Genomic DNA, 17366 nt, shown 5'->3' with positions numbered 1-17366 from the left:
CAGCCCCTCATAATTTGCCTCGCGGGTGCGCTCTCTTTCGCCTGGCCCACTGACACGACGTCTTCGCGTAGCTCTGTCGCCCCTTGCCGAGGCGGGCTGGGGCGCGTCCGCTCGCCCCAGCCCTCTGGCCGTCAGGCTTCCCGCGCCTGTGGTGGCCGGGAGTGGGCCTTGTCGCGCGCCGCGCGCACTCTCGCGTCGATGCCCTCCGCGACCTCCTGCTGCCGCTCGTCGTCGGAGTGCTGGTAGATCAGCGCGGCCTTCTCCGAGGACTGCCCGGCCCGGACCATCGTGTCCTTGAGCGTTGCCCCGGACTGGGTGGAGAGGGTGTGTCCGGTGTGGCGGAGGTCGTAGAAGCGGAAGTCCTCCGACAGGCCGGCCTTGGCCCGGGCCCTTCGCCACTTGCGGCCGAAGGAGGAGCGTCGGAACGGGGCGCCCTTCTCGCCGACGAACAGCAGGCCATCGGGCTCCTTCTCGGCGTACCAGTCGAGGTGTCGCTTCACCTCGATGTAGAGGAAGCCGGGTAGGTAGATGGTGCGCACACCGGCGTCCGACTTCGTGTCGCCCTCGACCCGGCGGCCCGTGGTCAGCTCGGGGCCGCTTCCCGAACCCGCACCGCGAGGGGGTCGAGCGTGACGTCGGACCGTCGGAGAGCCGCCTGCTCCTCCGGGCGCATGGGGCCGTAAGCGCCGAAGTACACCATCAGCCGCCACCGCGGGCCCATGGCATCGGCCAGCACGTCGATCTGCTCGACGGACGCGGTCGGCCGTTCCTTGGCCTTCTCGATGCCAGCGCCCTTGATCCGGCAAGGGTTTCGCCGGATCAGCTCGTCGTCGGCCGCGGTCTCCATGATGGCCTTGAGCAGCCGGTAGGACTTGGCGACCGTCGTCGCACCCGTCACCTTGAGCCGTTCGGCTCGCCAGCTCCGGACACCAGGCGGCGTGATCTCGTCCAGGTCCATGTCGCCGAAGGCGGGCAGGATGTGCAGCCGCAGGAGCCTGCGGTACAGCTCGTCCGTGGTCGCGGAGAGACCACGCTCCTCCACCCACTTCAGCGCGTACGCCTCGAAGTTCACGGCTCCGACGTCCGGATCGACCCAGTGATTGCGCTCGATGTCGGCCTGGGTCAGCGTGAGCCAGGTCTGCGCGTCGGTCTTGGTCTCGAAGGTCTCCGGCGCCTTCCGCCGGGACCCGTCCGGCGCCCAGTACCGGGCCTGCCACCGGCCCGAGGGCAGTTGACGCACCGTGCCGAACTCACGCCGCCGCTGCGGCTTGCGCCCCGCCATCAAGCCGCCCTCCTGTAGCGCGAGCGCATGTCGCGACGGGACGCGACGGTGTGGGCCTCGACGTACTCGTCGAGAACGCTCTCGGGGATGCGGACGGGCTTGCCCATCTTGACGTAGCGGATACGTCGCTCGGCGATGAGCCGCCGCACGAAGCGCACGCCGGTGCCGAGCCGCTCGGCGGTCTCTTCCACGGTGAGGAGGCGGTCAGCCATGCATGATCACCTCCTTCGCGGAGCTCGAAATCCGCATGGAGGCATGGGGTATCGCCGGTGGGCGCAAAGGGTGAAGTCCTCTTCTGGCAGGCATAGGTGCGGCAACACCGGCCTGCCGGTCGATCGTGAGGGACGTGGTGTGGCTCCCGCCCTGGGGGTTTGCAGGCCCAGAACGGGATGGGGACGACGGGCTATGCCTCGTCGCTGGATCCGCCTCCGGCGTCCGGAGAGTCGCCCTGCGGAGGTCCGTAGGTTCTCCATCAGGTGGGCGGCGCTGGCCTCGGCGATGTGCGCTGCCCGGCCCCGCGGGAGGACACGCTCGGTGCCACGGCAGCGAACCCCGTATGCCCCCGCTCCGACCGCCGACGCCACAGGAAGCCTCGCCATGCGGCAAGGAAGGCACGTTGGTGGCCGGGGCGGGTCTCGGGTCCCGTCTCCGCTGTGTGAACTGGAGGCTCCCCCGACCTCGCAAGGGCAGGTCGACAGCGCGAGGCGGGACCCGCACAAAGCCACCGCAAGGAGAGGTGCGTTGACAACGCCCCTGGATGACGGCGACGAAGTGTTCGACCTGATCGGCGCCATCACCACCAGCACCAGCAATGACCAGCGCGTCCGCGCGCCCAACGAGACGAGGGACAGATGACCGTTACTGCGACGCCACCGGCACGAAGTCGCAGCACCACAAACCCGCTTCGAAGTCGTCCGGCCGTCCGCCGCTTCCTGGAAGGCCCGGCACTCTCTCCCGCCGACCTGTCCATGGCGCTGCTCGTCACCGAGAAGCACGCCGACCGCCCCATGCCGACCCTCACGGTCCCGGAGATCCCGGCAGCGATGCGCGAGGCCCGATTACACGGCATCCGATCGGTCAAGATCTTCGCCGAGTCCACCCGGCGGGACGCCACAGGGGAGATCTCGCTCGTGCCCGACGCGCTCATGGCCCGGGCCATCCGCGCAGCGAAGGACGCGGAACCGGACCTCGCGGTCATGACGGAGACGTGTCTGTGCTCGTACACCGACTCCGGGCTCTGCTACGTCACCGACGTGCATGGTCGCCCGGACATTCCCGCCACCATCGACATCACCGCCCGGCAAGCCGTCGCACACGCGGCGGCAGGAGCCGACATCGTGGGCCCGGCCTCCATGGTGCTCGGCACCACCCAAGGCGCCCGAACCGCGCTGAATGACGAAGGCTTCAGCAGCGTCTCCGTCATGCCACACGTGATCTTCTGGAGCAGCCTCTACGACGGCTTCCGACGCACCATGGGCGCCACACCCAAGGCTAGGGGTCGACCGCGAGTTCCAAATCAACCCCGGCAAGCCCGAGCAGTTCATCGACGCGGCACTCCAACTCGTCCAAGAAGACGCCGACATGCTCCTACTGGAGCCCGCCATGTTCACCGCCGACGTGCTGGCCCACCTCAAGCGGAACACCCGGACACCGCTCTTCCCGTTCTCGGTGTCCGGCGAGTACACCGCACTCTCGTCCCTCGACCCCAAGACGGGCAAACGAGACGTGCAGAGGCTCATCGAGCTCTTCACCATGCTCAAGCGAGCCGGAGCCGATGCCAGCGTGACGTACGCGGCGCTGGACATCGCCCGACAGCTCAGCAGCTAAACCGCAGCCTCGACCCGTATCTCGCCGAGGATGGAACGCGCGCCCTGGCCGATCAGCTCTCCGGCCAGGGCCTCCCCGAGCTTTTCCGGTTCGCTGAGCGGCCCGGAAAGCGAGCCGGAAACCTGACGAGCTCCGTCGAGTGACGTCACCTGCGCATAAAGCGAAAGCGATCCATCCGAGCAGACCTCCGCATAGGCCCCCACAGGCACGCTGCATCCTCCGTGCAACTCGGCAAGCAAGGCACGCTCGGCCCGTACCTGAGCGTCCACCGCGAGATCCCCGAGGTGGAAAGGATCTCCCGAATCGCTGCGTTGTCCTCGCGTACCTGAACCCCCAGAGCCCCTTGCCCGGGCGACGGCGGAAACAGATCGATCGGCAGAATCTCGCCGATCGCGTCATCCAACCCGAGACGCCGCAGTCCCGCGACCGCCAGAACCACGGCGTCAAGCCCCAGGGTCTCGATCTTCTTCAGACGCGGCGGCACATTACCCCGAATCGGCACGACCTCAATATCAGGCCGCACCGCCAGCAGCTGGGCGATGCGCCGCGGAGCCCCTGTCCCCACCCGCGCCCCCTTGGGCAGCCCGGCCAACGTGGCCCCACACAGGGCATCGCGCGCATCCTCCCGGCCCGGTGGGGGCACCAGAACAAGGCCCGGCGGATTTGCCGTAGGAAGATCCTTCAGGGAATGGATGACCACATCCACATCTCCACGAGCCAACGCGGCTTCCTGCTCGCTACTGAACGCACTTCCGCCGCTGACAGCCGAGACGTCCGAAAGCAGCGACTTCCTGTCCCTGTCACCCCCTTCGAGAATCACTCGGTGAGTAAAGGTGACCTCAGGGAATCGCTCACGCAAGGGAGCAAGGTATTCGCGCACCTGAACCTTGGCAAGGTTACTTGCACGCGAGCCTACGAAGTACGTGTCCACGGCAATCAACTCCCGACAGGTGATGGGCCGTCAAGTCATCGTATGCGCCGCAGGAATGCCTTTATGCCGACCCATTGTCGGGATAATCGACGTTGACTTCTTTCCCGAAATGTTAGGGCACGCTGGAGCTGGGCCTACTCGCCCAAGATCAGTCACGCGAGCTATCCACCACCCGGGCCCTCCAGCCACAGGCCGGAAGCCGCATGAGAACACGGCTGGATCAGGCCCACGCACAGCCAACCGAAGCTGACGCGCCCGACGCCGCTGGGTAGCGGACGCCGACCGCTGCCCCCGTTCCCACCCTCCTGGACGTTTTCGCCGCCTCGTCGCTCTAACAGTTCGACGGCAAGGACACAGGCGGAGGGGCACGGAGTTGAGCGGGATGTGGCTGTCGCTGGCCATCGTGGTTGCCGGCGCGACGGGGACCATGACGGCGGCGCTGGCGTACAAGGCCCGCGAGCCGATGAGGAGGCCGTGCCAGCCGCGTTGGCCGACGGATTCGTGGCGCGGCTCATGGACGTTGATGAGAACCTCTGAAAACGACCAGTGCTGCTCTTCGTTCCCCAGTGCGTTGCCCTTGGCCTGCACCGGGCCGTCGGCGGTCCGGACGATCGTCAGGATCTTGCGGTAGTCGCCGGGCAGGGCGGCCTCGTCGGGAGTCTCGCTGCGGTGCGGGGCCAGCAGCACCGCCCACGGCGGCGGCCTCCGCCGCGGCCCGGTCCTGCTCGGCCGGCCGGACCAGGACTCGCTCGGCGAGCGCGTCCAGTTCACTGCGGCGAGCCGTGATCCGCTCCAGCTACGGAGATCAGTGCGGTCTACATCGACCCGGCCTTCCGTGGGCAGGGCATGGCCGCCCGCCTGGTACTGGCGGTGGCCCCCGGCGTCCGTGCCCGCGACGAGAGGCCCTTCCCGCACACCTCCGCGCGCAACACCAACGCCATCCGGCTGTACGAGTCGCTGGGCCTTCGGCTGCGCCACCGCACGGCGTTCCTCGCGGCGTGGGTGCCGGAGACAGTGCGGCAGCAGTAACGCAGATGTGCGAACGAGCGGTGGGCGATCGCCCCCGCGGCTGGACGTACACTCCACACATGGGTCGCACATGCGCAGTGAGGGAGTGCCTGTTCCAGGCCGCTCATGCCGTGTGCCCGTCCGCCGTGTACGCGACGGCCGTCGCCCCGGTGAACGGGTTGGCGATCTACTGTCGCGCGTTGCACGGCCACGGCTAGCGATTCCGGGTAATTCTCGGCATTTCCGAGATCATTCCGCCCCTGAGGGCGGACCATTTTCTGCGCGGCAGCCCCTCCCCGCCTCTGTAACCGTACGGCGACGGTCCTCGCCATAATTTCCTGCTTTGTCATCCCTTGGCGCCCTGGCGCCGCCTGCGCGCCGACCGCCGGACGACCGGCAGCCGGTGCATCTTCGAGAGGACCCTTGTGAAGCTGAGCGAGCTGCTCGCCGGGCACGATCATGAAGTCATCCAGGGCGATCCGGAGACGAGGATCACCGGAGGCACCGGCTTCGACGCCCACCGCGCCACTCCGGGATCCCTGTTCATCGCGGTGCCCGGCCATCGCGAGGGCGGCCCCGAGTCCGTAGGACCGGCCCTCGCACGCGGCGCGGTGGCGATACTCATCGACTCCGCGACGGCGCACCTTCCGGTCGCGACCTGGGCGTCGGCAGCTGGTGTATGCGTCGTAGCCGTCGCGGACACGCGCAAGGCGGCCGCGGTCGTCGCCTCCCGCTACCACGGGGAGCCAGGCCGGCAGATGAAGATGGTGGCCGTCACGGGCACCAACGGGAAAACATCGGTTTCCTCCATGGTGGAGTCGGTGCTGAGGGTCGCCGAGCACGCCAGGGTGGGGGTCATCGGGACGGGCGGCAGCCGGATCGGCGACGAACTGATCCCGATGCCGACGTCGGTACTGACCACACCGGAGTCGCCGGACTTCCAGTATCTGCTCGGGTGCATGCTCGACCGCGGTGTCGGCACCGTGGCGCTCGAAGCCACGTCGATGGGCCTGCTGACCCACCGCCTCGACCACTCGTTCATCGATGTAGGGGTGTTCACCAACCTGACGCAGGATCACCTGGACGACCACGGCACCATGGAAAACTACCGGGACGCCAAACTACGTCTGTTCCAGGGGCTGTGCCGGCGTGCGGTGGTCAACGCCGACGACCCGGTCGGAGCCTGCATCGGGGCCATGATGCCCGGCGCGGTCGTCACGTACGGCATCGACGCGGAGGCGGACTACCGGGCGACCGACCTCACCATGGACGCCGTCGGCACCCGCTTCACCCTGCACCACGCCGGCCACAAGTATCCGGCGGCGATCCCCGTGCCTGGACGGTTCTCCGTCTCCAACGCACTGGCCACTGTCGCAGCCTGCCACCTCATCGGGCACAATCTGGCCGGACTGGTCGCCGCACTCGAGCAGATGCCCCCGATCCCGGGAAGGTTCGAACGCTACGAGACCCCGGACGGCACGTCCGTCATCGTGGACTATGCGCACTCCCCGGACTCACTGGAGAAGGTGCTGACCACCATCCGCGGCTTCGCCTCTGGCCGGGTCGTCACGGTCTTCGGCTGCGGCGGGGACCGGGACGTCACCAAGCGCGCCCGGATGGGGGAGATCGCCGGCACCTACTCCGATCTGTGCGTTCTCACTTCGGACAATCCCCGGAACGAAGACCCCCGGACGATCATGGATCAGATCATCCCGGGCCTGCTCGCGAGCGGCACCACTTTCGAGCGGTTCGCCGACCGCCGCCGCGCCATCTCCTTCGCCCTGTCCGCCGCAGGGCACGGCGACGTCATCCTGATCGCGGGCAAAGGCAGCGAGCCCTACCAAATCGTCAACGAGGAACTGCTGCCGTTCAGCGACATGGCGACGGTACGCGAACTCGCCACGCGGTAGGCCTACCGGCCTTCTTGCCGCCCGGCGCTGGTTGCAGTGCCGGGCACGAGGACGTGCAGCTGCTCCAGACGCCGACCTGCGGGCTGATGCGCAATGGCAGGTCCGCGGCCCTGGCCGAAGCGAAGGTGGTCGGTCCGGCACATCGTCGGCCTCCAGCGCCGTCAGAGACCCGCTGCCGCTACACACGAGACCTTGGGGCCCCGCGGCTACCTCGGGGACGTGCGGGCCGCCCTCATTTCCGTCGGCGTGGATGCCTGATGGCGCTGATCGGGACGGGCTGGGGTCGGCCCGTCCGGCTACTCCATGCCACAGCTCGGTGCGTTCAGCACCCGGCACCAGACCAATCGCTCACCGCAAGGACTGGCGCGTGCTCTGCAAGGTACGCACCGACCCGAAGTGGGCGACCGTCCTGGTCAGGGCCCTGCTCGTCCTGACGAACCGCGAAGTCGTCCGCTGACCGACGATCTTCAGCGAAGTCATCCGCCCTCAACCAGCACGAGCATCCAGAATCCCGCGCACACCAGACCCGTGACCAGCAACTTCACGATGCACACCACTCAGTGGGGTGCCTGGGGCAATGAGCCGGGGCCGCCCGCTTGTGGAGTGTGCGGGCCGTCTCGGCCGGTCAAGGGCGCCTTCGGCGGCGCTTCGCGCTGGGCTTCGCGCACCCTGGACGGTCCGCCCCGTCCCTGGACCTGGCTGGCTATCGGGCGTTGTGTCCTGGCTCCCCCAGCGCCACCACGCCGGACACGCAGCACACGCAGGGAAACCTCGCCCGCTCAGCCGCGGCACCGGAAAGCGCACAACCGCTGGTACGGCCCTACGCCATGACCGGGAGCGGCACTCGACCGCGCTACCAACTCGCCATCGAGGCGCTGGTCAACACGAGCGCAGCCCCACGCGCGCTCCAGTGGTTGCTCCCGGAGCATCAGCGCATCTGCGCTCTGTGCCGTGAGATCAAGTCGGTGGCCGAAGTCTCCGCGCTGCTACAGATGCCGCTCGGCGTGGCCCGGACCCTGGTGGCCGACCTGGCAGAAGCAGGAATGGCCATCGTCCACGAGCCGAGTGCCAGTCAGCCCGATGCGCGGGTTGTCGGCATCACGGAGCGGTGGTCCCGGTCTGGTGTGACGGGCGGTGTCTGGTGGTGCGGGTGACGGTGACGACGACGGTGACGGGTCCGGGTATGCCGTGGCGGGTCGCATATGCGTCGACCGCCGATCGGACGCTTTCGCGAACGTCGCGTGCGGTGTCCAGAGCGCGGCGGTCTTCGTCGAGCACACAGCGGACTTCGACGTGCCAGGCGCCCGTTCGGGGAGCGCGTTCGGCGTGGATGCCGGTCTCGGGGGACGGTGCGACGGAGCCGAGGGTCCGGCGGACCCGGGTAGCGGCTTCGGCCAGGGCCTGACGGAGGCTGGGCTTCAGTTCGGACACGCCCGGGACGGCCAGCGCCGCTCGGGCGGCGATCCGCTCGACGCTGGTCGTGCGGACGGCGGTCACCGTCCGCTCCCGTCTCGAGGCGTGGGTTCGCCGGAGGCTGTGGGCCGCAAGGGCCGCAAGGGCTTCAAGGGCTCCAGGACGGACACGATTCTCAGGTCGATGGTGCTGACGGCGAGGCCGAGCTCGTGCTCAGCGGCATGAGCGACGGCCCGGCGCACCTCGGCGGCCCTGCCGGGCAGGGGTCGGTCGAGAGTGATGGCGAGGGTCATGGCGATGGTCACCCTGGTGCTCCCCTCGGCAGGGGTCAGGCGGCAGCTCGCGGCGCGCACTCCGGGGACCCGGTCGGCGGCCCGGCGCAGGACCTTCGCCGCCGCCGTCTCCGCCATCCGCAGTTCTCGTGTGGGATCGTCCAGGGGCAGCATTCGGCCGAGCCGTACCTCGGCGCGTACCGCGCGCATGACCCGGTCCGCGACAGTGCGGGCGCTGGGGCGTTCCGCCCAGAGGGTGCGGGTGGTGCTGTCCAGGGCTGTCAGCCCCTCGACCGCCTGCCGACAGAACGCGCAGCCGTCCATGTGAGGGTCGGGCTGATCGCCGACCGCGCGGGCCTGCTCCCAGGCGTGGCTCACCAGGCGCCCGCAGGGCAGCCTTTCGTCCTCGATGAGCCGTGCCGCGTCGGCTTCCCGGGCGGTCGGATCGTCGGGCGGGGGCGTGGCACGCGGGTCGTCTAGCGCCATGAGGCCATCTCCTTCATCAGGGTGCGCCGGGCCCGGAACAGCCTGCCGCGTACGGTCTGTTCGCTCTCGCCCACCACGTGCGCGATCTCCTCGTACGACAGCCCGTGCAGCTCCCTGAGGACCCAGCAGGCACGCTGATCGGGCCGCAGGTCCCGGAGCGCCTGTGTCAGCGCCGCCGCGGCGGCCGCGCTTTCGACTGCTCGGGCGGGTTCGCCACCGGCATCGTGGGCCGTCGGCTCGGAAACCGCGTCCAACGACACGGAAGGGGCCCACCCGCGCCGGACATTGAGGCATCGGTTGGTCACGATGCGGTACATCCAGGTGCGGAACGAGGCGTCCCCGCGGAACTCGGGAAGCCGCCGCCACGCGCTGATGAGGGCGTCCTGGACCACCTCCTCGGCGTCCGAGAGGTTGCCCAGCATGTGGTACGCCAGTGCCAGCAACGGTCCGCTGTGACGCTGGACCAGTACGGCGAAGGCGTCGTCGTCACCTTCAGCGGCCCGGGCCACCAGCAGTCCGTTGTCCAGATCACGGAGGTCGTCTCCGGTCTCGCCCATCCGCTCGGCCGGGGGCGGATCCGACCCGGTGGGCTGGTACGGAGCCGCGCACCGGAGTGGTGAGAGTCCTCCCTGCTTCGCATCCACTGTTCGCTTCCCGCAAAGATTCGCGTCCTGGACGGCGTCGCGGCTGCTTCCCACCCCCGGCCCGCCCGATGACGGGTCCGACCAAGCCAGCCCCCTTGACCAGCCTACGTGACACACACCACAGAAAAGTGTGACGATTTCTCCTGTTTTGTGTCCTTTCTTATGACGGGCGCTGATCCGGTGTCCGTCTCCCCCGCAAGGAGCACGTCATGACGGACACGGCACCCCACCCGGGCACTGAAAGGCACTGGTCTGCCGATGAGGCAACGGCACAGCACGGTCCGAAGCACAGCCTCGACGCACCGGACAGCCGTGGGCGGACCACGATCGCGGACACCGTCGCGGAGAAGATCGCCGGAATGGCGACCCGCGAGGTTCCGGGCATCCACAACCTCGGCTCCGGCATGGCGCGGACCATCGGGGGCGTCCGGGAGCGGATGCCCGGCGGACAGCCCAGCATCACCCGCGGTGTACACGTCGAGGTGGGCGAGCACCAGACGGCTGTGGACCTGGACGTGGTCGTCGACTACGGATTCCCCATCGTCGACGTCGCCGCGGATGTCCGCACCAATGTCATCGCGGCCGTGGAACGCATGACCGGTCTGGAGGTCGTCGAGGTGAACGTGGCCGTCGACGACATCCACCTGCCGGAGGACGAGGACGAAGGCGAAGGCGACGAACACCGGGTGGAGTGACCTCCCCCGCCTCTGCCCCCTCCCGTGCGGCCGCACCGCGCACGGGAAGGAGGCGCCCGGATGAGACTGGTGAATGAACGATGAACACAACTGTGGTGGGACTCCTGACCGGCCTGGCACTGGGTTTCGCCGGTTACTTCGGCGGCTTCGGGGCTTTCATCGTGGTCGCGGCCCTGGGTTTGGTGGGTCTGATCGTCGGCCACCTCGCACGCGGCGATGTCCATGTCACCGACTACGTACGCACCCGCGAAGGCGATGGACACCGGGCGGAGACCTTCCAACGCCGTCCGGGCAGCCATGGACCCACCCCCGGCACCGAGCACAGGGGGCGCGTGCGGTGAACGCCCAGCCCCCGTCGCGTCCCCGCCGAGGCGGTCCGGGAAGCGGCGAGAGCACGGGCACGTCCCCCCTCCCGTCGCCCGCCCGGCGCGGCGCGACGCTGATCCCCGACACCGTGGTGGCCCGCATCGCGGTCCGCGCGGCACACGAAGCCCTTACTCGGCAAGGAGGCGAGCCTCCCCAACGGCTCGGCCTGGGAACACCCCGCACCACGGCCACCGTGCACGACGGCTCGGTCCGCCTCGGTGTCTCTTTGGAGCTGCCCTATCCCATCGACATCGCCCGCGCCGGCGGCGAGATTCGGCACTACATCGCCGAACGGGTGTCCCACCTGACCGGCCTGCGGATCGACGGCATCACCGTGTCCGTCCAGCGACTCGTCGCCGGTCGAAGCCTGCGACGAGGACGAGTCGAATGACCCGGCGGCACGCGCCCGCGACAGGAGGATCATGACTTCCCGCACCCCGAACACCCCGCCGGACCCCGGCGGCGATCCCCCTCGACCGCGGCCGGACACCACGGCGGCTCCGGCCGGGAACACGCCGCACCACGATCCGCCGCCCGTTGAACCGCCGCCTCGACAGACAGCGCGGGAAGAACGGTCCCCCCGCCCCTGGGGAACGCGCCGGGCCCCCGCCGTCCTGGCCGCCGCACTGATCGCGCTCGGAACGGGCGTGCTGCTCTTCGAAGCGGTCTGGATAGGCACCGGACACCCGGCCACTGCCTGGTGGACACGGTTGACCCACGAACTCGCCTCCCGCCCAGTGGACGACGTCTGGGTCCTCACCGGCGCCGCCGTCGCAGCCGCCCTCGGCCTGTGGTTGGTCCTCCTGGCCCTCACCCCCGGGCTGCGTCCCCAATTGCCGTTGCGGGTTCCCACCGACGGCCACGGCCGGATGCGTGCCGTGCTCGACCGCAAGGGCGCGGCGCTGATCCTGCGCGACGCCGCCCTGCGTGTCCCCGGGGTCAGCGCGGCGCGAGTCAGGGTGCGCCGCCGTCGGGTCACAGTCCGTGCCGACGTGCGCTTCCGCGACACAGCCGACGTCAAGGACGAACTGACCGACGCCGTCCGGCGCGAGGAACGCGACCAACTCGCCCTGGCCCGGACCCCGCGCCTGGCGGTCCGCGTACACCGGAGCCCGACCTGACGGTCGTGGCGCCAGGGCCCTGATACGCACCGGAGAGAACGATGAGGGAACACACCACGACCAACCGTGCGCTTCTGGCCCTGCTCGGACTCGTACTGCTGGGCGGCGGCCTCCTGGTGCTCGCCGGCGGCACCGACATCTACCGTCGCCTGCGCCTCACGCCGCCCGCCGGCTGGCCGCTCACCACTCCGCACAACGTCCTGATCCCGCGTGCCGACCAGATCCGGTGGACCGTCCAGGACTGGTGGTGGCTGTCCGCCATCGCGGCACTGACCCTGCTCATGCTGCTCGCCCTGTGGTGGCTGCTGTCCCAGCCCCGGCGACGGCACTCCCGCCGACTGTCCGTAGGACACGCCCCCCGGGGAACCGTGACGGTCAACGACCACGCACTGCGCGACGCCCTCACCACCGACCTCGACACACTGCCCGACGTCCGGCGGGCCCGGGCACGCTTCCTCGGGCCTCCCACTCGCCCGCGGGCCCGTATCGGTCTCGTCATCAACCCCGGCAGCACTCCGGGGCACGTACTCGAGGACCTGCGCGACGCCGCCGATCGAGCCCGCCAATCAGCTGGTTGGGACCGCCTCCCCACGGATGTCCGCCTGGGCGTCGCCCGCCATGGCCCGCACCGTGCCGAATGACGTCAAGTCCAGTCGGCTATTCGCTTCCGGCAGCAGTGAGGGAACGAGTTGGCGTGGTGCCCGATTCGGGACGACAGTTGAAATGGAGCATTCTAGAAAAATCGGAGGACTCCATGATCGTCCTTGGGATCATTCTCCTCGTTGTCGGCTTTCTGACCGGCATTTCCATCCTGTGGACCATTGGAATCGTCATCCTCGTCATCGGAGCGATCCTCTGGGTCCTTGGCACCGTCGGGCACGCGGTCGGCGGGCGTCGGCACTACTGGTAGCAGGAGGGCAACGCTGTTCGATCTCGCCTGAGACAGGCGCAGACACATGAGGCATCAGGACGTGCCGCGGCGCTCCTGGCCTGTCTGCGGGCCTTCCGCGCCGAGCGGGCGGGCTCGGCCGGTGGCGGTTCCGGTGTCGATGAGGATCTGCTCGGCCGGCGCGAGGTTGTCGACGCGGACGGCCCGCGCCATCGCCGCGCGTGCCGCGTCCGGCGTCGCGTGCGGCGGGACCACCAACAGGGAGAAGAGGTCTCGATCGCCCCGGGTGATGAGGATGGTGTCGTCACCCACCGGGAACGAGTCGATGTGCACGATCCGGTCGTCGATGATCAGTCGGGTCGGCAGTTCTTCCCAGGCGTCGCGGTCCAGGCCGACGCGCACGACGGGCCCGAGGTGCTCGGTCAGCGCGGTGACCAGGGCGGGAAGCTCGGCGCCTATGTCGCGGGAACGGGGCCACCACGCACCGTCGAGATTGCCCTCACGGGTATGTGTCGTCACCAGTCGCAGCAAGGCCGTTCCGGGTTTCACGGCATGGTGGATCGCGTCCGGCAGAAGATGCGCTTCACGCGGGGTGTCGGCGTCGGACATGGTCTGCTCACCCTCCGCGGGGTTCGGTGGGCGGTGGGCCACCAGTTTCACCGAATACCGCCCGTTTAACCGTACTCCGAGAGCCCGTGCCCAGGCTCACCCGCGCCCCGCGGACCCAGACCCGGGATTCCCAAGGAAGCGGCTGATCACACGGGGGCTCAGCGGGCCACGCCCGGAGTACAGTAAAAACGCCGGGAAGTACTTCGCACACCGGCGTCCGCGCGGGTGTCGAGCGGATCCCGCTCTCCTACACCGCGGGCCGATGGGACCTTCTGGTGATCCCGCCGGAGACGATTGCGGCAGCCGCCGCCCACTTCCTCCCGATGAACGAGGTCACCATGCAGCCACGGGAAACACCCTCGGCAGGGCGCGCCGAGGTACGCATTGTCTCCGCGTCCCCCGAGGCCGCCCGCCAGGTCGCGGAGGTGCTCCGTCGTTGCTTCGCCGGCGCTGAACAGCGGAGCTACCCCGCCGGCGCGGACGGCGGAACCCGGCTCCATCTCACCGTGGACACCACACTCACTGCGGAGCCGGCGCGGTCATGGTTGCTGGCGAGTCGGTCCTCCGGGCAAGACCCCACGCAGACCGATGAAGTCTGAAGGAAATGCCCCTGAGCGGCGCGTGTGCGGCAAGGGTCTGTTTCGAACGCCGTGCCGGGTCATGCCCGCCGTTCGGCCCGCAGTGGTGCTCCCACCGCGTGGAGATGGCGCAGTGCCTGTCGGTACGAGTCCACCAAGCCCGTCTGTGCGTAGGGCAGGGCAAGCTCGGCACAGTAGGCACGGATCAGGGGCTGGGCCGCCGGCAGAGCGGTTCGGGGCATGCTGGGGAACAGGTGGTGTTCGATCTGGTAGTTCAGGCCGCCGAGCACGAAGTCGATGACACGCCCGCCCCGGACGTTGCGCGAGGTGAGGACCTGGCCGCGCAGGAAGTCCGGTCGGTCATGCTCCTCCGGCATCACCATCCCCTTGTGGTTGGGGGCGAATGAAGCCCCCATGTACAGGCCGAAAAGAGCCTGCTGAACCACGACGAACGCCAGCGCCTTCAGCGGCGAAAGGACCATGAGCACAACGGTGAGATACGCCGCCACGTGCACGAGCAGAGCCAGCACCTCGACCGCGAGCGGAGCGGGAGCACTCGTCCGGCCCCTGCGCAGCGCCCGGAATGTGGCCACATGCAGTGCCCAGCCCTCCAGCAGCAGCATGGGGAAGAAGAGGCGAGCCTGGTGACGGGTGACGAAGCCGGCCACCCCCGTGCGCCCACGAGCCTCGTGATCGATGAAGACCACGGCGCCGGTCTCGATGTCGGGGTCGCGGCCGACCTGGTTGGGATGGGCGTGGTGACGGTTGTGCTTGGCCACCCACCATCCGAATCCGAGGCCGATGAGGAGATTGCCGAACACCAGCCCTGTTGCGTCGTTTGCCCGCTTGCCGTGGAACAGCTGACGGTGACCCGCTTCATGGCCGCGGAACCCACACTGTGTGAAGGCGAAGGCCAACGCCGCGGCGACGGGCAGCTGCCACCAGGAGTCGCCGATCAGGAGGAAGGCCGCCCAGCCACCGGTCAGGAGGAGCAGCGTGACAGCCAGCGCCGTGACGGAACTCAGTGGCCGGTGCCGCAGCAGACCCGCGCTTCTGACCTGGCGGGAGAGCACCGCGTAGTCACTGCCTGGGGATCGATCACGGATCGTCGTAGACCCACCCGGGATGTTTCCGGAGGGCTCGGCCCGTGGAGCCGAAGGGCTTGAGGAAGTCGAGGAGGTTTCACCCGGCCCCGCGCCGATGACGGGGTGCTGAATGAAGTCTGAGGACGCCATGGATCTCGATCCTGATCGGTGTCAGCTGTCAGCGCTCAGCTGTCAGCGGCCCGCGGATGCGGACAGTTCGTGCGGTGCCGTCGGAGCGGCAGCCCTCGCAGGCCACCAGGGAGGGGACAGCCATCGTGCGGATCAGCGGTTCGCTCGGCCAGTGCTCGGACCACGTCGTCCGTAGCCCTGACGCGGACGCCTTGAGCTGTGTATACGCCCTTCCCGAGCCCGTGGGTCAGGACCGTGTCGTGAAGCGCGAAGGATCGTGAATCGCAAAGGACGGCCGACCATGGCGGGGCAACCACCATTCCGGATCGCCCTTGGTCCTCTTCACCGTACTCCCCGCACGCCGAGGAGGCGCCACAGCTTCTGGGCCAGACCGATCGCTGAGGGAGATCACCGGCGGAGATGGCCGTACGCAGACGCCTCCGGCGAGGGTGCGCCCGCGCCCTGGCACATCGCGCTTCGCCCGCCTCGGGCATCAGTCGCGCGCTCCGGCGGCCTGGCGGCAGGTGTCGCGGACTCCTTTGTGCGCGATGCTTGGGGGGAGTGCGCGATGCTTGGGGGAGGAGGAAGCAGCATGGCCGAAGTGCGTCGAACAGCACCAAGGCCGCCTCCGCGTGAGGGCGGTGCGGCGAGACGAGGTCACCATGACAGACGGTGGGCAGGAATTCCGTAAAGTCGCAGTGGACCGGTCAGAGGGATTCGGTGAGCGGCTGCTGGGTGCGCTGCTGGACCGGGCTCACGAGATGCCGCCCCAGCTGATCGCCCCGCTCGTCGCCGAGGAAGTGGGCAGGATCGGCGGGCGTGACGTCTCGATCCTCCTTCAGGACTACGACCAACTGGTGCTGGCCCCCCTGCCGGGCATGAGACTCGCGGTCGGGAAGCCCGAGCGGATCGACGATTCTCAGGCCGGCAGGGCCTTTCTGAGCGCGGCGACGGTGGAACAGCCGCAGGCCGACGGCGTACGGATGTTCCTGCCGCTGCTGGACGGCAGCGACGTGGTGGGGGTGCTGGCCGTCACCCTGAGCACCGTCGATGACGACGACCGGCGGTTGCTGCGGCGCCTCTCCGGCCTGATCGCCGACATGCTGGTCACCAAGAACAGCTATACCGACCAGTTCTTCCGGGCCCGGCGCCGTGAGCCGATGACTCTGGCCGCGGAGATCCAATGGTCGCTGCTGCCCCCGCTGACCATGCTCACACCACAGGTGGCGGTGGCCGGAATCCTCGAGCCCGCCTACAACGTCGCGGGTGACAGCTTCGACTACGCCCTGAATGACAACATCCTGCACGTGGCCATCATCGATGCCATGGGCCACGGGCTGGACGCCGCTGTGCTGGCCAGCGTCGCCATCGGCGCCTACCGGCACGCCAGACGTGCCGACGTCGGCCTCGCCGAGCTGTATATGTTCATGGACACGGCCATCGACGAGCAGTTCGGGCCCGACCATTTCGTCACCGCGCAGATGATGCGCCTCGACATCGGAACCGGCCATCTGCAATGGGTCAACGCCGGTCATCCGGCGCCCTTGCTGCTCCGCGACCACCGCGTCGTACAAGCCCTGGAGAGCCCTGGCACCCTGCCCGTCGGCTTCGGCGGCGCCATCCCGCAGATCAGCGACCAGGCGCTGTCCCGCGGCGACCGGATCCTTTTCTTCACCGACGGTCTCATCGAGGAGCACCGCACCGGCGAAGAGCAGTTTGGCGAGGAGCGTCTGCTCGACTTCGTGAACCGCGCGGGATGCGCGGGAGAAGGCGTGCAGGAAATGGTGCGCGGACTGTCCCACACCCTGATGCGCGAACGCGGCGGGGTCACCTCCGACGACGCTACGCTCTTCCTGGTCGAGTGGCGCGGGGGCACCGCCGATCGCCTCGTCACGGTATGAGCAGCACCAGCAGATTCCCCGGGCTCCTGAGGCATGGCATGCCGACGCCATCGCCCCCACTGGGCTCGTCGGCGCCGCCGCCCCACGTCACCGCGCCCAACCCCGCGCTGCTTCGGCTCCCGGCGTCGGTCTCAGCAGCTGCCGAAGCGTACGCCGCTGGGCACCCGGCCCGGAGACAGCCACCGCTCTGGACGAAGCACTCGGGCTTGCATCCGCAAGG

19 protein-coding genes and 3 pseudogenes are annotated in these 17366 nt (G+C 69.0%); 13 read left to right on the top strand and 9 right to left on the bottom strand.

Going from position 1 to position 17366, the window contains the following annotated elements; genetic code table 11:
• Positions 1 to 131 precede the first annotated feature (131 nt).
• Positions 132 to 1282: pseudogene (locus tag ACT2CW_RS04435) on the bottom strand (tyrosine-type recombinase/integrase).
• Positions 1282 to 1494, bottom strand: a complete 213-nt coding sequence (locus ACT2CW_RS04430; protein ID WP_445515552.1) for an excisionase family DNA-binding protein — start codon at positions 1492 to 1494, stop codon at positions 1282 to 1284. The pseudogene ACT2CW_RS04435 and the gene ACT2CW_RS04430 overlap by 1 nt, the downstream one beginning before the upstream one ends.
• A 639-nt stretch (positions 1495 to 2133) precedes the next feature.
• Between ACT2CW_RS04430 and ACT2CW_RS04425 the strand changes: the two are divergent.
• Positions 2134 to 2727 (top strand): annotated as a pseudogene (locus tag ACT2CW_RS04425) (hypothetical protein); the annotation flags it as partial.
• A 70-nt stretch (positions 2728 to 2797) separates the two neighbouring features.
• The gene (locus tag ACT2CW_RS04420; protein ID WP_445515687.1) at positions 2798 to 3109 is read left to right on the top strand and encodes a delta-aminolevulinic acid dehydratase; all 312 of its coding nucleotides are present in this window, start codon (positions 2798 to 2800) and stop codon (positions 3107 to 3109) included.
• Here ACT2CW_RS04420 and ACT2CW_RS04415 read toward each other — a convergent pair.
• Entirely contained in the window at positions 3106 to 3312 is a 207-nt protein-coding gene (locus ACT2CW_RS04415; protein WP_445515551.1) for a hypothetical protein, read from the bottom strand. The genes ACT2CW_RS04420 and ACT2CW_RS04415 overlap by 4 nt on opposite strands.
• Complete coding sequence (hemC, locus tag ACT2CW_RS04410) at positions 3255 to 4040, bottom strand: hydroxymethylbilane synthase (RefSeq protein ID WP_445515550.1); 786 nt, start codon at positions 4038 to 4040, stop codon at positions 3255 to 3257. Before hemC ends, ACT2CW_RS04415 begins: the two co-directional genes overlap by 58 nt.
• A gap of 798 nt (positions 4041 to 4838) precedes the next feature.
• Here hemC and ACT2CW_RS04405 point away from each other — a divergent pair.
• From ACT2CW_RS04405 to ACT2CW_RS04395, 3 genes and pseudogenes are all read left to right on the top strand, one after another.
• A pseudogene (locus tag ACT2CW_RS04405) lies at positions 4839 to 5069 on the top strand (GNAT family N-acetyltransferase); the annotation flags it as partial.
• Positions 5070 to 5473: 404 nt separating this feature from the next.
• The gene (locus tag ACT2CW_RS04400) at positions 5474 to 6958 is read left to right on the top strand and encodes a UDP-N-acetylmuramoyl-L-alanyl-D-glutamate--2,6-diaminopimelate ligase (RefSeq protein WP_445515549.1); all 1485 of its coding nucleotides are present in this window, start codon (positions 5474 to 5476) and stop codon (positions 6956 to 6958) included.
• A 713-nt stretch (positions 6959 to 7671) separates the two neighbouring features.
• Complete coding sequence (locus tag ACT2CW_RS04395) at positions 7672 to 8112, top strand: DUF742 domain-containing protein (protein WP_375792370.1); 441 nt, start codon at positions 7672 to 7674, stop codon at positions 8110 to 8112.
• On the opposite strand, the gene ACT2CW_RS04390 is transcribed toward ACT2CW_RS04395, so the two are convergent.
• Genes ACT2CW_RS04390 through ACT2CW_RS04380 form a run of 3 tightly spaced genes read right to left on the bottom strand, consistent with a single transcriptional unit; the run spans position 8057 to position 9686 of the window.
• Complete coding sequence (locus ACT2CW_RS04390; RefSeq protein WP_445515548.1) at positions 8057 to 8455, bottom strand: hypothetical protein; 399 nt, start codon at positions 8453 to 8455, stop codon at positions 8057 to 8059. The two genes, ACT2CW_RS04395 and ACT2CW_RS04390, sit on opposite strands and share 56 nt — an antisense overlap.
• A complete protein-coding gene (locus tag ACT2CW_RS04385; protein ID WP_445515547.1) occupies positions 8452 to 9129 on the bottom strand; it encodes a hypothetical protein in 678 nt (225 codons plus the stop codon). Before ACT2CW_RS04385 ends, ACT2CW_RS04390 begins: the two co-directional genes overlap by 4 nt.
• Positions 9120 to 9686, bottom strand: a complete 567-nt coding sequence (locus ACT2CW_RS04380) for an RNA polymerase sigma factor (RefSeq protein ID WP_445515546.1) — start codon at positions 9684 to 9686, stop codon at positions 9120 to 9122. The genes ACT2CW_RS04385 and ACT2CW_RS04380 overlap by 10 nt, the downstream gene beginning before the upstream one ends.
• Positions 9687 to 9982: 296 nt before the next feature.
• Here ACT2CW_RS04380 and ACT2CW_RS04375 point away from each other — a divergent pair, with 296 nt between their 5' ends.
• From ACT2CW_RS04375 to ACT2CW_RS04350, 6 genes are all read left to right on the top strand, one after another.
• Positions 9983 to 10468 carry an Asp23/Gls24 family envelope stress response protein gene (locus ACT2CW_RS04375; RefSeq protein WP_138914672.1) on the top strand — a complete coding sequence of 162 codons (486 nt, stop codon included), beginning with the start codon at positions 9983 to 9985 and terminating at the stop codon, positions 10466 to 10468.
• Positions 10469 to 10548: 80 nt separating this feature from the next.
• A complete protein-coding gene (locus tag ACT2CW_RS04370; protein WP_138914673.1) occupies positions 10549 to 10809 on the top strand; it encodes a hypothetical protein in 261 nt (86 codons plus the stop codon).
• A 218-nt stretch (positions 10810 to 11027) separates the two neighbouring features.
• Positions 11028 to 11225 carry a hypothetical protein gene (locus tag ACT2CW_RS04365; RefSeq protein ID WP_445515545.1) on the top strand — a complete coding sequence of 66 codons (198 nt, stop codon included), beginning with the start codon at positions 11028 to 11030 and terminating at the stop codon, positions 11223 to 11225.
• Positions 11226 to 11256: 31 nt separating this feature from the next.
• On the top strand, positions 11257 to 11955 hold the full coding sequence (locus ACT2CW_RS04360) for a DUF6286 domain-containing protein (RefSeq protein ID WP_093463393.1): 699 nt from the start codon (positions 11257 to 11259) through the stop codon (positions 11953 to 11955).
• 41 nt (positions 11956 to 11996) lie between these two features.
• The gene (locus tag ACT2CW_RS04355) at positions 11997 to 12596 is read left to right on the top strand and encodes an alkaline shock response membrane anchor protein AmaP (protein WP_445515544.1); all 600 of its coding nucleotides are present in this window, start codon (positions 11997 to 11999) and stop codon (positions 12594 to 12596) included.
• A 113-nt stretch (positions 12597 to 12709) separates the two neighbouring features.
• Entirely contained in the window at positions 12710 to 12865 is a 156-nt protein-coding gene (locus ACT2CW_RS04350) for a DUF6131 family protein (protein ID WP_445515686.1), read from the top strand.
• Positions 12866 to 12919: 54 nt separating this feature from the next.
• On the opposite strand, the gene ACT2CW_RS04345 is transcribed toward ACT2CW_RS04350, so the two are convergent.
• Complete coding sequence (locus ACT2CW_RS04345; RefSeq protein ID WP_164437063.1) at positions 12920 to 13453, bottom strand: DUF5994 family protein; 534 nt, start codon at positions 13451 to 13453, stop codon at positions 12920 to 12922.
• Between the two features lie 338 nt (positions 13454 to 13791).
• Here ACT2CW_RS04345 and ACT2CW_RS04340 point away from each other — a divergent pair, with 338 nt between their 5' ends.
• Positions 13792 to 14052: a hypothetical protein gene (locus ACT2CW_RS04340; protein ID WP_445515685.1), complete on the top strand. Its 261-nt coding sequence runs from the start codon at positions 13792 to 13794 to the stop codon at positions 14050 to 14052.
• 59 nt (positions 14053 to 14111) lie between these two features.
• Here the strand turns inward: ACT2CW_RS04340 and ACT2CW_RS04335 are convergent, their stop codons facing one another.
• The gene (locus tag ACT2CW_RS04335) at positions 14112 to 15104 is read right to left on the bottom strand and encodes a fatty acid desaturase family protein (RefSeq protein WP_445515543.1); all 993 of its coding nucleotides are present in this window, start codon (positions 15102 to 15104) and stop codon (positions 14112 to 14114) included.
• An 803-nt stretch (positions 15105 to 15907) separates the two neighbouring features.
• Here ACT2CW_RS04335 and ACT2CW_RS04330 point away from each other — a divergent pair.
• Positions 15908 to 17146 carry a PP2C family protein-serine/threonine phosphatase gene (locus ACT2CW_RS04330; protein WP_445515542.1) on the top strand — a complete coding sequence of 413 codons (1239 nt, stop codon included), beginning with the start codon at positions 15908 to 15910 and terminating at the stop codon, positions 17144 to 17146.
• The last annotated feature ends 220 nt before the right edge of the window (positions 17147 to 17366 follow it).

The sequence above is a fragment of the Streptomyces sp. NEAU-174 genome (assembly GCF_052665095.1).
Note: the sequence above shows the minus strand (reverse complement) of the source record. Positions and strands in the feature narration are given on the sequence as shown.

Excerpts from the sequence above, each read along its gene's own strand:
- ACT2CW_RS04385 (WP_445515547.1), bottom strand. The coding sequence starts at position 9,129 with ATGGCGCTAGACGACCCGCGTGCCACGCCCCCGCCCGACGATCCGACC.
- ACT2CW_RS04380 (WP_445515546.1), bottom strand. The coding sequence starts at position 9,686 with ATGGGCGAGACCGGAGACGACCTCCGTGATCTGGACAACGGACTGCTG.
- ACT2CW_RS04355 (WP_445515544.1), top strand. The coding sequence starts at position 11,997 with ATGAGGGAACACACCACGACCAACCGTGCGCTTCTGGCCCTGCTCGGA.
- ACT2CW_RS04430 (WP_445515552.1), bottom strand. The coding sequence starts at position 1,494 with ATGGCTGACCGCCTCCTCACCGTGGAAGAGACCGCCGAGCGGCTCGGC.
- ACT2CW_RS04350 (WP_445515686.1), top strand. The coding sequence starts at position 12,710 with ATGATCGTCCTTGGGATCATTCTCCTCGTTGTCGGCTTTCTGACCGGC.
- ACT2CW_RS04360 (WP_093463393.1), top strand. The coding sequence starts at position 11,257 with ATGACTTCCCGCACCCCGAACACCCCGCCGGACCCCGGCGGCGATCCC.
- ACT2CW_RS04375 (WP_138914672.1), top strand. The coding sequence starts at position 9,983 with ATGACGGACACGGCACCCCACCCGGGCACTGAAAGGCACTGGTCTGCC.
- ACT2CW_RS04340 (WP_445515685.1), top strand. The coding sequence starts at position 13,792 with ATGCAGCCACGGGAAACACCCTCGGCAGGGCGCGCCGAGGTACGCATT.
- ACT2CW_RS04330 (WP_445515542.1), top strand. The coding sequence starts at position 15,908 with ATGACAGACGGTGGGCAGGAATTCCGTAAAGTCGCAGTGGACCGGTCA.
- ACT2CW_RS04370 (WP_138914673.1), top strand. The coding sequence starts at position 10,549 with ATGAACACAACTGTGGTGGGACTCCTGACCGGCCTGGCACTGGGTTTC.
- ACT2CW_RS04345 (WP_164437063.1), bottom strand. The coding sequence starts at position 13,453 with ATGTCCGACGCCGACACCCCGCGTGAAGCGCATCTTCTGCCGGACGCG.